Below are 13,897 nucleotides of genomic sequence, written 5' to 3'. Positions count from 1 at the left end.
TACTTTCAGTATACTAAATATCACTCATTTTGCAACTGCTTATACCCATCCTCGTTCATATGGCACAGGAACACCGGATTCAGCTCCAAGCTCTTTTGCAGCCCGGTAAGCCCAGTAAGGATCCCGAAGCAGTTCGCGTGCCAGGAAAATCATATCTGCACGGTCGTTTTGCAGGATCTCCTCAGCATGCTGTGGATTGGTGATCAGCCCCACTGCCCCTGTCGCAATCGGTGTTTCTTTTTTCAAAGTTTCGGCGAATGGCACTTGATATCCAGGAAACGCATGGATCCGGGCTGGCACAACAGCACCCGAGCTGACATCGATCAAGTCGACGCCTTGTTCTTTCATCCACTGTGCCATTTCAATATAATGTTCCGGCGTCATGCCGCCTTCTGTATAGTCGTGGGCAGAAACCCGAACGAATAGTGGGCCGTCCCATACTTCTTTAACAGCATCTATGGTTTCCCGCAAAATGCGGTAGCGGTTTTCTGAAGAACCGCCGTATTCATCTTCCCGTTGGTTGGTCAGTGGGGAAAGAAATTGATTGATCAAATAACCATGGGCAGCGTGCAATTCAATCACATCAAATCCGGCTTTTTTAGACCGGACAGCACCCTCTTTGAACGCCAGCACCGTTTCGCGGATATCTTCAGCAGTCATTTCTACTGGGGTTTGATAGCGTTCATTGAAAGCAATCGCGCTAGGTGCATAAATTGTTCCTTCGATATCGGCCTTGCGTCCGGCATGCGCCAGCTGGATGCCTGTTTTGGATCCATGGGCTTTCATCAGCCGGACGATTTCTGAGAGGCCATCTATATGGCTGTCTTCCCAAATGCCAAGATCCCGTGAGGAAATCCGGCCCTGGGCTTGGACAGCTGTCGCTTCAACAATGATCAAGCCGATCTGGCCGACTGCGCGGGTTGGATAATGTACCCGGTGCCAGTCGGTCACTTGGCCGTCCTCTTTATCGCTTTGGTACATACACATCGGTGCCATGACGATACGGTTTTTAAACGTCACGTCTTTGATAGTCATTGGTTCAAACAATTTTGCCATTGGTTTCCCTCCTTGAATTCTCGATTTCTAGTATACCAGAAGAAATCAATCGAACTCTCGTCCAAGCTCTTGAGAACGATCAGCAGCCGCTTTGACGCAGGCATTGACCGTTTCTTTGAACTGAAGGGATTCAAGCGCAGCGATTCCGGCGGCTGTCGTGCCATTCGGGCTGGTCACTTTTTGGCGCAGTTCGCCAAAGTCGCTTTGCTGCAGCATGTCTGCAGCGCCATCAAACGTCTGGCGCACGAGTTTAGTGGCGTCGGCGAGCGACAGCCCCTGAGCAACAGCAGCATCAACCATTGCTTCAGCCATGTAATAGACGTAGGCAGGGCCGCTTCCTGCAACTGCGGTTACAGCATGCAGTTGTTGTTCCTTGACGACGGTCACGCCGCCGATTGATGACAAGAGCGTTCGCAGTTCGTGCTGCTTGCCGGTTGTAACTTGTTGGCTCCAGGCAACACCTGTGGCGGATTTTCCGATTCTTGCAGATGTATTCGGCATAGCGCGGGCGATTGGCAAAAGCCCGGCATGTTTTTGGATTGTTTTAATGGATACGCCGGCGACGACCGATAAAATGACGGTGTCGGCGGTTAAATGATCCCTGATGGCCCCGACAGCCGCAGCAACATCTTTCGGTTTCATGGCGAGCAGCACAAAGTCCGCTTGCCGGAGTTCCGTTTTTTCCCTTTCTACTATATTGACGCCGTACTCGTCCCGCAAAAACTGGAGCCGCGCCAAGTCTGATTTGTTCATAACCGAAATATCCTCCGGCTGCATAATTCGTTTATTGATCCAACCATGGATCATTGATTCCGCCATGGAACCGGCACCGACACAGACAATTTTCATGTTCAACACATCCTTTTCATGATAGGAAAGGCTAATTCTAGAGTTCTTAACCTTTAAGGCCGCGGTCGACCATTTGCAATATAATCTTTATGACTAGTAGACCTCCGGTATTTATCAGGGCTGAACAGTCGCTTTGCGCAACAATAAAAAAAGCGCATTCGTCCCTGCTTATGCAAGGACGAAAACGCTGGGTTTCCGCGGTACCACCTAAGTTTGCCTGTCAAAGGCACTGCTCGATTTCCTTAACGCGGAACAACGGCCGTGTTTGCACGGCAGCTAAAAAGAAGGTTCGAGACGGGAGCGGGGGTGCGCATTTCAGCTGCAGCAGCACTCTCTTTGCACCATCACCATCTGTACTGGCCTTTTCTTCGCTTGTGATATGTACATGAATTATAGAAGAGGCGCCGCTTGGTTGTCAAATCTTCTTTTAACGTGACGCAGCTATAAATACAAGGTATGATAGATGAATAGCCATTCATTTTTTAAGGAGATGAAATTGTGAGTTTACATAAAATAATTATTCCAACACCATTTGCAGTCGGCGATGTTAACTCTTATTTGCTTAAAGGAGATATGCTGACTCTTATCGATGCAGGACCGAAAACGCCCGAAGCATGGGTAGCTTTAAAAGCGGGGCTTAAAGAAGTGAACGTTGCACCGGAAGACATTGAACAAGTAGTGTTGACGCACCATCATCCCGATCATGCCGGCTGGGTTGACGGTTTTGACCGTGCAAAACTCTATGGCCATCCGTACAACGATCTTTGGCTGCGCCGCGATCAGGCATTTTTTGATTATCACGATGCGTTTTACGTTGATCGCTTGAAAGAAGAAGGCGTTCCGGAAGAGCTGTTGTTTTGGGTGAAAAAAATGAAGCGTCCACTCAATTTGATGGGCAACCGTCCGCTTGATGGGATGATCAATGAAGGTGAAGTAATTCCCGGGCATCCGGAATGGCATGTCATGGAGACGCTTGGCCATGCGCAGAGCCATTTGTCGTTTTGGGATCCGGAAACACGTGAAATGATCGGAGGCGACCATGTGATTGCAAAAGTATCTTCCAATCCATTGATCGAGCCGCCGCTTGACCGGTCGGAAGGACGTCCGAGATCGCTGCTTCAATACAACGCAGCTCTTGGCCGCATGTTGAAGATGCCGATTGATGTAATCTACAGTGGCCACGGGGAAGAAGTGCGGAATGTGAACGAATTGATTACGGCCCGTTTGGAAAAGCAGCATCAGCGCGCTTTGAAGGTGTTGGGCATGCTTAAGGGCCAGGAAAAGACGGTCTACCAGCTGACGCAGGAATTGTTTCCCTATGCGTATGAAAAAGAGCTCGGTTTGACGCTTTCAGAAACAATCGGCCAGATTGATTATTTGCTGGAAGATGGTCTGATTGCCGAGAGGATGGCTGATAATGGCGTCTTCTATTACATTGAAGCATAAGTTGTTGTGCTATTGTTTTTATTGCAACAATTCCATAATACGGGTACAATAAACGCGTCTGGAACAGCGGGGGAAAACATAGAAACACCTGAGAATAACGTGAAAAGGAATGGGTTAGTTGAAGAAATTGACTGTATTGATGGCTAGTCTTCTGTTGCTTGCTGCCTGCTCGAACGACCAAGGGGCGCAGACTGAAACAGAAGAGCCGAAAAAAGAAGAAGTGGCGGCAGAACAAAAAGAAATGACAGAGGAAGGATTCATCACGCATGTGACCGATTCGCAGATTCTTGTAAACAATATTTACTTTAAGATTACTGACTCTGTGAAGGTCCAGTCGGATGACGGCTCTTCAACTTCTGATGCCAAGATCAGCGATATCCGCACAGGCATGAAAGTCAATGTCGACTATAAAGGGCCGCTTGCCGAAAAATTTCCGATGGAAGGCGAGGCAGGAACGGTAACCATCTTGCTAGACGAGGAATCAAAACAGCATTCAGAAGCGCTGCAAGCTTTTATCAACAAAGAGAAAGTATCAAAGCTTCTTATGATGGGGCAGCCCATCGTCCGTGATAACGAAATCGGATTTTTATTCAGCAATATGGAAACTGGCAGTGTCTCCGAAGTACGGGTCGACCTTGACACACATGAATATACGATCGGCGGAAAGTAAAAGCAGCTTCGGCTGCTTTTTTTTATGCAGTTTTTTGATTGAATATCCTTGCACTTCGATAAACAGCATGCTATTATTTGTATATTAATATTAGTTAATGCATAAAAATACATTGGAGGAATTCATACATGAATAAAAAAATCGTACTTGCATACTCAGGTGGACTAGATACATCAGTGGCCATTCCTTGGCTGAAAGGACAAGGCTATGACGTAGTTGCGGTCTGCCTTGATATTGGAGAAGGAAAAGATTTAAACTTCATCAAACAAAAAGCGCTTCAAGTGGGAGCGGTTGAAAGCTATATGATCGATGCAAGAGAAGAATTCGCTAACGAATATGCCTTGATTTCTATGCAGGCACATACGCTATATGAAGGCAAATACCCGCTCGTATCGGCGCTCTCGCGTCCGCTCATTTCGAAAAAATTGGTGGAGATTGCTGAAGAAACCGGATCGACGGCTGTAGCGCACGGCTGTACCGGAAAAGGCAATGACCAAGTGCGTTTTGAAGTGTCGATCAAATCATTGAATCCGAATCTTGAAGTGGTTGCCCCGGTCCGTGCTTGGGCATGGTCGCGTGACGAGGAAATCGCATATGCGAAAGAACATAATGTGCCGATTCCGGTAAATTTGGACAGCCCGTTTTCTATTGATCAAAACCTATGGGGCCGTGCAAACGAGTGTGGCGTCTTGGAAGATCCGTGGGCAGCACCGCCTGAAGAAGCATACGATGTGACAAATGCACTTGAAAACACACCAAACACACCGGATATTGTAGAGATTGAATTTGTGAACGGAGTGCCGACTCAATTGAACGGCGTTTCTTATACATTTGCAAAACTGATTCTGGAATTGAATGAAATTGCCGGAAAGCACGGCGTTGGAAGAATCGACCATGTCGAGAACCGTTTGGTCGGCATCAAATCCCGTGAAATCTACGAAGCGCCAGCAGCGATGACGTTGATTGCGGCACATAAAGAATTGGAAGATATCACATTGGTAAAAGAAATGGCGCATTTCAAGCCGGTCATTGAAAAGAAACTGACGGAATTGATTTATGAAGGTTTATGGTTCTCGCCGCTGCGCATCGCGCTTGAAGCCTTCCTGAAAGAAACTCAAGTCTTCGTCAACGGTACGGTCCGTGTGAAACTGTTTAAAGGCCATGCCATCATCGAGGGGCGTAAATCACCTAATTCCCTTTACAGCGAGCAATTGGCGACTTATTCAACAGAGGACACTTTTAACCATTCTTCTGCTGTCGGCTTTATCGAACTATGGGGCCTTCCGACAGTTGTCAACTCAATGGTCAATAAAAAAGAACTTCCAGTTGAAAAAGAACAGGTGAAACTATGACCAAATTGTGGGGAGGCCGTTTCCAGAAGTCGGCCGAACAATGGGTGGATGAATTCGGGGCATCGATTTCATTTGACCAGCAATTGGTAATGGAAGATTTGGAAGGCAGTACGGCACATGTGAAAATGCTGTCAGCTTGCCATATCCTATCTGAACAAGAAGCTGCGCTTATTTTATCCGGTCTGTCGACGCTGAAAGAAAAAGCGCAAGCCGGAGAACTGGAATTCAGCGTGGCGAACGAAGACATCCATCTAAATCTGGAAAAGCTGCTGATCGACGAAATCGGCCCAGTCGGCGGCAAGCTTCATACTGCCAGAAGCCGCAATGACCAAGTGGCGACGGATATGCATTTGTATTTGAAAAACCGCGTAAAGGAAATCATTGAAGCGGTAGCCGCTTTCCAAGGGGCGATTGTCGAGCAGGCCGAAGCGCATGTGGATACGATCGTTCCCGGCTATACGCATTTGCAGCGCGCGCAGCCGATATCGTTCGGACATCATTTGTTGACTTATTTCTGGATGCTCGAGCGCGATAAAGCCCGCTTGTCTGAATCGATCAAGCGCATCGATTTATCGCCGCTCGGTGCAGGCGCCATGTCCGGTACGACATTTCCGATCGACCGTGAACTTGCGGCAAGCTTTCTCGGGTTTTCAGGCGTTTACGAAAACAGCCTGGATGCCGTCAGCGACCGTGACTTTATCGTCGAATTTCTGAGCAATGCGTCGATGCTGATGATGCACATGTCGCGTTTTGCCGAGGAAATTATTCTCTGGTCAAGCGAAGAATTCCGCTTTATCGAGCTTGATGATACGTTTTCAACCGGCTCGAGCATCATGCCGCAAAAGAAAAATCCGGATATGGCCGAACTGATCCGCGGCAAAACTGGCCGTGTATACGGCAACCTCTTTGGTTTGCTGACAACACTGAAAGGATTGCCGCTCGCCTATAACAAGGATATGCAGGAAGACAAGGAAGGCATGTTCGACACCGTGGAGACGCTTGCAGGATCGCTGCCTATCTTTGAAGGCATGGTCCGTACCATGACCGTCCGTACCGACTCCATGGAAAAGGCGGTCCATTCGGATTTTTCAAATGCGACGGAGCTCGCCGATTACTTGGCTGCCAAAGGCATGCCGTTCCGCGAGGCGCATGACGTCACCGGAAAACTCGTTTATACATGCATTCAGCGCGGTTATTTCTTAAGGGACTTGCCGCTTGCCGATCTTCAAGAAGCGAGCTCGCTTATTGAAGAAGACATCTATGAAACCTTGATGCCTGCAACGGCAGTCAAGCGCCGCAATTCACTCGGCGGCACAGGATTTGACCAAGTACGCAAACAACTCGGACTCGCCAAGCAACTTCTCGGGCACTAAGTCCATTTTGAATCCGGTTTTCCTTCCCCCTTAGGAAAACCGGTTTTTTTATGGTTTTCTTTCCAGAAGATGTTTTTAGCGAACTTTTTTCGCTTGCCTTTAGAGCCGAATTCCCTTGCTGAGGGAATTCGGCTTTTCTCTTTGCGAAAAACTTTGTCTTCCGAAAGGCTTTTTTGCTTTCTGGAACAACAGAAAAGCTTTTATAATGCGAGAAATCTTTCTTCTTATAGCAATCTTATTTTCCGGATTGGCCGAACAACTCGTGTTCTCCGGTTTAGCCGGAACCAGAAACGGTTATTGATTAAGAACAAGTGTTCGTATATCCTTATGTAAGAAAGTAGTTAATGGGTGAGGAGGAAGTATCATGCATGAAGGATTGGAAGAACGGCCCATTATCTGTTTGGATATGCGCAGTTTTTACGCGAGCTGCGCAGCTGTTGATTTGAGGCTTGATCCGTTAGAAGCCTGTATCGCAATTATCGGCAATCAAGAACAAAAAGGGAGCGTAGTGCTGGCTGCATCTCCCATGTTGAAAAAGGAATTTGGCGTCCGTACGGGCACCCGGCTTTTTGAAATTCCGGACGATCCCCGCATTCTGAAAATTGAGCCGAAGATGGATTTCTTTATGCGGGTGTCTATGGAAATCACTCGGCTCTTAAGAGAGTATGTGCCAGCCGAGGCGATCCACGTATACAGCATCGATGAAAGTTTTGTTGATCTGAGCGGAACAGAGAAATTGTGGGGGACGCCAAGAGCGATCATCTCGCATCTGCAGGACGATATCGTTCGGCAATTCTCGCTGCCTTCGGCGATCGGTTTAGGGCCGAATATGCTGATGGCAAAACTGGCGCTTGATCTCGATGCCAAAAAAACGGGATTTGCGGAGTGGAAATACAGCGAAGTGCCAGAAAAGCTGTGGCCGGTGGCGCCGCTAAGCAAAATGTGGGGCATCGGTTCGCGTCTTGAAAAAACATTGAACAATATGGGCATTTTTTCAGTCGGCGATTTGGCAAGAAGTGACTTGGCCCGCTTAGAGGAGACGTTCGGAATTCTTGGAAACCAATTGTATCATCATGCCTGGGGCATCGATCTGTCCGATCTCGGCTCGGAGCTTGTTGAAGGGCAGGAAAGCATTGGCAAAGGGCAGGTCCTTTACCGCGACTATACGACAGCTGCGGAAATTTTAACAGTTCTCCTCGAGATGGCCGAAGATGTAGCACGTCGTGCCCGCTTAGCCGAAAAAGCAGGACGTACCGTGTCGCTGTCAGTCAGCTACAGCATGCATGCTTTCGGCGGCGGTTTCCACCGGTCCCGGACGGTAGATGAAGCGACGAACGATACGATGAAAATCTATGCGGTCTGTAAAGAACTGCTTGCGGAATTTTACGACGGCCGCCCAGCGAGAAAGCTTGCCATTGTCTTATCGAAATTGGAAGACGAGACGAGCATGCAGCTCAGTTTGTTCGAACAGCGCAAATGGCAGACCCGCAAACTCGGCGCGGCAATGGACGCCATGCGCGAAAAATACGGACCGACCGCAGTGCTCCGCGCCGTTTCCTACACCGAAGCGGGAACTGCACGTGAACGCGCCAATTTGATTGGCGGGCACAAGTCCGGGAAAGCCAAGACTCGGTCAGAAGACTGATTTATTTCAAAACTCGAATTATTTTCTTTTTTCATAGCACAATATTTGGTAGAATAAAACAGAATTGAATACATACATTACAGCAAGGGGAACAGATCTATGCGCGTATTTTTGGAATTGGATTGGTTTTTTAAGGAGCGGAAGAAGCAGTACTCCATCGGCGTATTGATGCTGTTAGTAGTAGCTTTTCTAGGTGTATTGCCTCCACGGATCATCGGTTTTGTTGTTGATGAAATCAGCCGCGGATCATTGACCCCTGCTTTTTTGATGAAATGGCTCGGCATCCTGGCCGCTGCCGCTGTCTTGATGTACGTGCTCCGCTATGCTTGGCGGCAGATGATTTTCGGCTCGTCCGTCCTGCTGGCGCGCAATCTGCGCAAGCAGTTATTCGACCATTTGACGCGGATGTCCCCGGCTTTCTATCAGAAACGCCGGGTCGGCGATTTGATGGCGCACGCCACAAACGACTTGCAGGCGGTGCAGCAAACAGCGGGTCCGGGTGTACTGACATTGGTCGACTCGTTTGCGACCGGCGGCTTTGTTATTGCTGCAATGGCCTTTACCATCAACTGGAAACTGACGCTGATCGTCTTGCTGCCAATGCCGCTGATGGCTTATCTGACCAATTATTACGGGAAGCTCCTGCACGAGCGCTTCCATAAGGCCCAGGAGTCATTCTCAAGCCTGAACGACAAAACGCAGGAAAGCATTTCCGGCATGAAAGTCATCAAGACATTTGGCCAGGAACAGGAAGATATCGACGATTTTGAACGTTTGTCCGGCAAAGTGGTTGAAGAGAATATCAGGGTTGCCCGTGTCGATTCCTTGTTTGACCCGACAATTTCCGCCATTATCGGGGTCTGCTACTTTTTGACGATCGGCTTTGGCTCGTATTTTGTTACAAGAGGCGAGATGACCATCGGTGATTTGGTCGCATTTACTGCGTACCTTGGTTTGTTGGTCTGGCCGATGCTCGCTTTTGGCTGGCTTTTCAACATCGTTGAACGCGGACGCGCGTCTTATGACCGGATTCGTTCGCTGCTGGCTCAGCCGGTGGATATTGATGACCGGGAAGACGCCATCGACAAGCGTCCGGAAGGCGACATCGTCGTATCCATCGAGAAATTCCAATTTCCTGAAGACGAGAGGGCTGCGCTGCGTGATGTCTACTTTATGCTGAAACGCGGTGAAACGCTCGGCATTGCTGGCAAGACCGGATCCGGCAAATCAGCCATCTTGCGGCTTATGCTGCGGGAATTCGACCACTATGAAGGTGAAATTGCCTTCGGGAATGTGCCGATACAAGACTACAAGAAACAGCGGCTGCGGGAAGCGATCGGCTATGTGCCGCAGGACCATTTCCTGTTTTCGACTACCGTGGCAGGCAATATCGCGTTTGCCAAGCCGAATGCGACAATGGAAGAAGTGGTTCAAGCGGCTAAACTTGCCCATATCCATGACGACATCCTGAATTTTACTGACGGCTACAATACGGTGGTCGGTGAACGCGGCGTGTCGCTGTCAGGCGGCCAGAAACAGCGGATTTCCATTGCGCGTGCGCTCATGATGGAGCCTGAACTGCTCATATTGGATGACTCTTTATCGGCAGTCGACGCCAAAACAGAAGAAGCTATCTTGGAGTCCATGAAAAAAACCAGGACCGGTGAAACGACGATCATCACGTCGCACCGTTTGAGCGCCATCCAGCACGCCCACCAAATCTTGGTCATGCACGAAGGGACAGTAGCAGAAATCGGAACACATGAAGCATTATTGGAGAGAAAAGGGCGTTATTACGAGATGTATCAACTGCAGCAGCTCGAAGCGCTCGTCGAGCAAGGAGGCGAAGCGTGATGGAAGAACAGAAAATACTGACAGGAAAAGCCCAGTGGCTTGTGTTCAAACGGTTGCTGCACTATTTGGTGCCGCATAAGAAAATGGTGTTTTTGGCTCTTGGGCTTCTTGCCTTGACGGTCCTTGGGGATGTTCTTGGTCCGCTGATCATCAAAACGTTCATCGACGATTATTTGACGCCCGGCACATTTCCGCAAGGGCCTGTAATCGGCCTAGCGCTAGGTTATTTGTTTATTCAAGTGAGCAATGTGATCATCAGCTATTTCCAGCTGCTGAAATTCCAGGAAGCTGCACTGAAAATCATCCAGCAGCTGCGTATTGATGTATTCACGAAAGTGCAGAATCTCGGAATGCGCTATTTCGACAAAACTCCTGCCGGCAGTATGGTATCACGCGTAACAAACGATACTGAAGCCATCAAGGAAATGTTCGTCAGTGTATTGATCGGATTTATCCAAAGTGCGTTCTTGATTGTCGGCGTCTATATCGCGATGTTCTTTTTGAACGTCCAATTGGCGCTCATGACACTGGTATTGTTGCCGCTCTTGTTCGGCATCATGTATTTCTACCGAAAATACAGTTCGGTTTTCTACCAGGATCTGCGCGAGCGGCTTGGCCAATTGAACGCCAAACTATCGGAATCCATTCAAGGGATGGGGATGATTCAGGCTTTTGGCCAGGAAAAGCGGCTGCAGGACGAGTTCAATGAAATCAATGACAAGCATTGGGCGGCTGGACGGCGCAATATCAAACTTGACGGCTTGTTGCTGCGGCCGGCAATCGATATCGTTTATGCAATCGCATTGATCATGCTGCTCAGTTATTTCGGTGTCATGTCCTTTTCCAATACGGTGGAAGTCGGCGTCATCTATGCGTTTGTCACATATGTCGACCGGTTTTTTGAACCGATTGGCCAAGTGATGCAGCGGCTGTCAATATTCCAGCAGGCAATTGTTGCTGCATCGCGTGTATTCGCGCTGCTTGACGAAGAAGATCTGGCGCCGCGGCAAGAAAACAAACTTGGTACGATTTCTTCCGGTAAAATAGAATTTCGGGATGTAACGTTCTCTTATGATGGAAAAACCGACGTGCTGAAGAACATTTCGTTCACAGCAGAACCGGGCCAGACAGTAGCGCTGGTCGGCCATACCGGAAGCGGAAAAAGTTCCATCATCAATCTGCTCATGCGGTTTTATGAATTCACAGAGGGCGACATTTTGATCGACGGAAAATCAGTGAAGAGTTACAGTTCGAATGAGCTGCGCTCCAAAATGGGGCTTGTTCTACAGGATCCATTCTTGTTTTATGGGACGATTGACAGCAACATCCGCCTGCATAATCGGAGCATGACCGACCAGGACGTCCGTTTAGCGGCTGAATTCGTACAAGCCGACCGATTTATCGAACAGTTGCCGGATGCATACAGCCAGGCGGTCACTGAGCGCGGTTCGACATTTTCGAGTGGCCAGCGTCAGCTTGTTGCGTTCGCGCGGACAATGGCGACGGACCCGAAAATCCTGGTGCTTGACGAAGCGACCGCAAACATCGACACCGAAACAGAGGTGGCGATCCAGACGAGTTTGGAAAAAATGCGGCGTGGGCGCACGACCATCGCAATCGCTCACCGGCTGAGCACGATCCAGGACGCGGAACTGATTATAGTGCTGCACCATGGTGAAATCGTCGAACGGGGCACGCATCAGCAATTGCTGTCGAAGCGCGGGCTTTACCATAAGATGTATTTGCTGCAAAACGGCATAGTAGAGTAAAAAGGGACGGCTGCGGCCGTCCTTTTTCTATGGCAATCGCCTGAGCGTGCATAAAATGCTGTGAACGTGCGTAAAATTCTCTGAGTGTGCATAAAAATTTTTAAGCGTGCAGAAATTTGCTTAAACGTGCATAAGGCATAAACAAGCAAAATATATGTTTTTCAGTCTATAAATGTATTTATTTACATAAGGGAACTATCAATAAAAACCGACACCAAAAAGAAGCAATACGCTAAATCAAGCTGTCATAAAGATTTCACAAACTAAAGGGCAGTGTTTGGACGGTGTTTTTGGTAAGATAGGAGGAGCATATAGAAGGAGTGACAATCGTGGCAACTGATATCAATTTATTTTTGGCGTTTGGCGCAGGGTTTTTGAGCTTTATCTCACCTTGTACGTTGCCGCTGTACCCCGCATTTTTATCTTACATTACCGGCATGACAATAGACGAACTTAAAAACGATAAAGGGGTCATGCAAAAAAGGGGCATGTTCCATACGCTCTTTTTCTTGCTTGGATTCTCAACCATTTTCATCGCACTCGGCTTCAGTACTTCTTTCTTTTACGAATGGTTCCTGCGTTACGATGACTTGATCCGGCAAATTGGGGCCATTTTCATCGTTTTCTTTGGACTGATGATTGTCGGCGTTTTCTCACCGAAATTTTTGATGCAGGACCGGAAGTTTTCGTTTAAAAACCGGCCGACAGGTTTTTTAGGGACATTTGTTATCGGCTTGGCATTCGCAGCAGGCTGGACACCTTGCACCGGTCCAATCACTGCAGCGATTTATGCGCTGGCTGCGACCAATCCAGGTTCCGGTGTTTGGTACATGCTCGCATACGTGCTCGGATTTGCAATTCCGTTTTTTGTCTTGTCGTTTTTTGTCACCCGAATGGGCTGGCTGCGCAAGCACAATAAAACAATCATGAATGCGGGCGGCTATGTTATGATTGCTGTCGGCGTGTTGCTGTTTTTTAACGGCATGACTTATTTGATCCGGATCCTCAGCCCGTTATTTGGTGATTTCCAAGGGTTCTAATAGTTAAAAAGCAGGTGGAATTATGAAGGGCATTGATTCTGTACAGGTTTACAATGAAAAAATAGGGCAGCAGGAATCTTTTCTGCTGTTTGTCAAAACCGACCATTGCTCGGTATGTGAAGGGCTTCGCCCGCAAGTAGAGCGTTTTGAAAAAGACTATAGTCTGCCGTTCTACTCGATGAATGCGGCTCGCTTGCCGGAACTTGCCGGTAGCCTGCTTTTATTTACTGCACCGGTCGTTCTCTTGTTCCGGCAAGGAAAAGAAATCCACCGATTTGCGCGCTTTGTTCCGATTGAGGAATTGCGGCGGAAGTTGGATAGATTGGAGGAAGAATCAAATGTTTGAGATGATCCCGCCAGAATTATTGCTGGTTGTGACGTCAATCGGAGCAGTGTTCATGGGGATATTTGTGATGGTCATGCGTACAAAGTCCGCTAAAAAACCGGCTTCTGTAAAAAAAATCGTGTTGCCGCCACTATTTATGTCGACCGGCGCACTGATGTTTATTTTTCCTTTTTTCCGCGTTCATCCGATGCAGATTTTTGAAGCGCTCGTCGTTGGGATGATTTTTTCGACCGTCCTGATCTGGACATCAAAATTCGAGATTCGGGATGGGGACATTTATTTAAAGCAATCCAAAGCGTTTGTTTTTATTCTGATCGGCTTGCTGGTTGTCCGGCTGGTCGGAAAAGCCGTCCTGAGTACTTCAGTTGATATCGGAGAACTTGGCGGCATGTTTTGGATACTGGCATTCGGTATGATCGTTCCATGGCGAATTGCCATGTACATCCAATATAAAAAACTGGCTGATAAAACAAAAAGCGCTGTCCCGAGTTGAGGGA

At 48.2% G+C, this 13,897-nt stretch carries 12 protein-coding genes; 10 read left to right on the top strand and 2 right to left on the bottom strand.

Annotation, left to right across the window (positions count from 1 at the left end; translation table 11 throughout):
- Nucleotides 1-39: 39 nt before the first annotated feature.
- A complete protein-coding gene (gene namA / locus B0H99_RS05330; RefSeq protein ID WP_106532606.1) occupies nucleotides 40-1,056 on the bottom strand; it encodes an NADPH dehydrogenase NamA in 1,017 nt (338 codons plus the stop codon).
- Nucleotides 1,057-1,101: 45 nt separating this feature from the next.
- Complete coding sequence (proC, locus tag B0H99_RS05325) at nucleotides 1,102-1,905, bottom strand: pyrroline-5-carboxylate reductase (RefSeq protein ID WP_106532605.1); 804 nt, start codon at nucleotides 1,903-1,905, stop codon at nucleotides 1,102-1,104.
- A 498-nt stretch (nucleotides 1,906-2,403) separates the two neighbouring features.
- Here proC and B0H99_RS05320 point away from each other — a divergent pair, with 498 nt between their 5' ends.
- From B0H99_RS05320 to B0H99_RS05270, 10 genes are all read left to right on the top strand, one after another.
- Nucleotides 2,404-3,351 carry an MBL fold metallo-hydrolase gene (locus B0H99_RS05320; protein ID WP_106532604.1) on the top strand — a complete coding sequence of 316 codons (948 nt, stop codon included), beginning with the start codon at nucleotides 2,404-2,406 and terminating at the stop codon, nucleotides 3,349-3,351.
- Nucleotides 3,352-3,469: 118 nt separating this feature from the next.
- Nucleotides 3,470-4,021: a DUF3221 domain-containing protein gene (locus tag B0H99_RS05315; RefSeq protein WP_106532603.1), complete on the top strand. Its 552-nt coding sequence runs from the start codon at nucleotides 3,470-3,472 to the stop codon at nucleotides 4,019-4,021.
- A 128-nt stretch (nucleotides 4,022-4,149) separates the two neighbouring features.
- A complete protein-coding gene (locus tag B0H99_RS05310; RefSeq protein ID WP_106532602.1) occupies nucleotides 4,150-5,373 on the top strand; it encodes an argininosuccinate synthase in 1,224 nt (407 codons plus the stop codon).
- The gene (gene argH, locus B0H99_RS05305) at nucleotides 5,370-6,746 is read left to right on the top strand and encodes an argininosuccinate lyase (protein ID WP_106532601.1); all 1,377 of its coding nucleotides are present in this window, start codon (nucleotides 5,370-5,372) and stop codon (nucleotides 6,744-6,746) included. The genes B0H99_RS05310 and argH overlap by 4 nt, the downstream gene beginning before the upstream one ends.
- 364 nt (nucleotides 6,747-7,110) lie before the next feature.
- Nucleotides 7,111-8,391, top strand: a complete 1,281-nt coding sequence (locus tag B0H99_RS05295; RefSeq protein ID WP_106532599.1) for a Y-family DNA polymerase — start codon at nucleotides 7,111-7,113, stop codon at nucleotides 8,389-8,391.
- A 99-nt stretch (nucleotides 8,392-8,490) separates the two neighbouring features.
- Complete coding sequence (locus tag B0H99_RS05290) at nucleotides 8,491-10,245, top strand: ABC transporter transmembrane domain-containing protein (protein ID WP_106532598.1); 1,755 nt, start codon at nucleotides 8,491-8,493, stop codon at nucleotides 10,243-10,245.
- Nucleotides 10,245-12,014: an ABC transporter ATP-binding protein gene (locus tag B0H99_RS05285; protein ID WP_106532597.1), complete on the top strand. Its 1,770-nt coding sequence runs from the start codon at nucleotides 10,245-10,247 to the stop codon at nucleotides 12,012-12,014. The genes B0H99_RS05290 and B0H99_RS05285 overlap by 1 nt, the downstream gene beginning before the upstream one ends.
- 329 nt (nucleotides 12,015-12,343) lie before the next feature.
- On the top strand, nucleotides 12,344-13,054 hold the full coding sequence (locus B0H99_RS05280; RefSeq protein ID WP_106532596.1) for a cytochrome c biogenesis CcdA family protein: 711 nt from the start codon (nucleotides 12,344-12,346) through the stop codon (nucleotides 13,052-13,054).
- 22 nt (nucleotides 13,055-13,076) lie between these two features.
- Nucleotides 13,077-13,400, top strand: a complete 324-nt coding sequence (locus B0H99_RS05275; RefSeq protein ID WP_106532595.1) for a thioredoxin family protein — start codon at nucleotides 13,077-13,079, stop codon at nucleotides 13,398-13,400.
- Nucleotides 13,393-13,893: a CcdC family protein gene (locus B0H99_RS05270; protein WP_106532594.1), complete on the top strand. Its 501-nt coding sequence runs from the start codon at nucleotides 13,393-13,395 to the stop codon at nucleotides 13,891-13,893. Before B0H99_RS05275 ends, B0H99_RS05270 begins: the two co-directional genes overlap by 8 nt.
- Nucleotides 13,894-13,897: the final 4 nt, after the last annotated feature.

Source organism: Planomicrobium soli, assembly GCF_003014655.1.
Taxonomy (GTDB): Bacteria; Bacillota; Bacilli; order Bacillales_A; family Planococcaceae; genus Planococcus; species Planococcus soli_B.
The sequence above is the reverse complement of the archived record's forward strand: the minus strand, read 5'-3'. Positions and strand labels throughout refer to the sequence as shown.

What these genes read in the sequence shown, in the direction of transcription:
- namA (WP_106532606.1), bottom strand. Translation starts at nt 1,056, where the DNA reads ATGGCAAAATTGTTTGAACCAATGACTATCAAAGACGTGACGTTTAAA.
- proC (WP_106532605.1), bottom strand. Translation starts at nt 1,905, where the DNA reads ATGAAAATTGTCTGTGTCGGTGCCGGTTCCATGGCGGAATCAATGATC.
- B0H99_RS05310 (WP_106532602.1), top strand. Translation starts at nt 4,150, where the DNA reads ATGAATAAAAAAATCGTACTTGCATACTCAGGTGGACTAGATACATCA.
- argH (WP_106532601.1), top strand. Translation starts at nt 5,370, where the DNA reads ATGACCAAATTGTGGGGAGGCCGTTTCCAGAAGTCGGCCGAACAATGG.
- B0H99_RS05295 (WP_106532599.1), top strand. Translation starts at nt 7,111, where the DNA reads ATGCATGAAGGATTGGAAGAACGGCCCATTATCTGTTTGGATATGCGC.
- B0H99_RS05290 (WP_106532598.1), top strand. Translation starts at nt 8,491, where the DNA reads ATGCGCGTATTTTTGGAATTGGATTGGTTTTTTAAGGAGCGGAAGAAG.
- B0H99_RS05285 (WP_106532597.1), top strand. Translation starts at nt 10,245, where the DNA reads ATGGAAGAACAGAAAATACTGACAGGAAAAGCCCAGTGGCTTGTGTTC.
- B0H99_RS05275 (WP_106532595.1), top strand. Translation starts at nt 13,077, where the DNA reads ATGAAGGGCATTGATTCTGTACAGGTTTACAATGAAAAAATAGGGCAG.
- B0H99_RS05270 (WP_106532594.1), top strand. Translation starts at nt 13,393, where the DNA reads ATGTTTGAGATGATCCCGCCAGAATTATTGCTGGTTGTGACGTCAATC.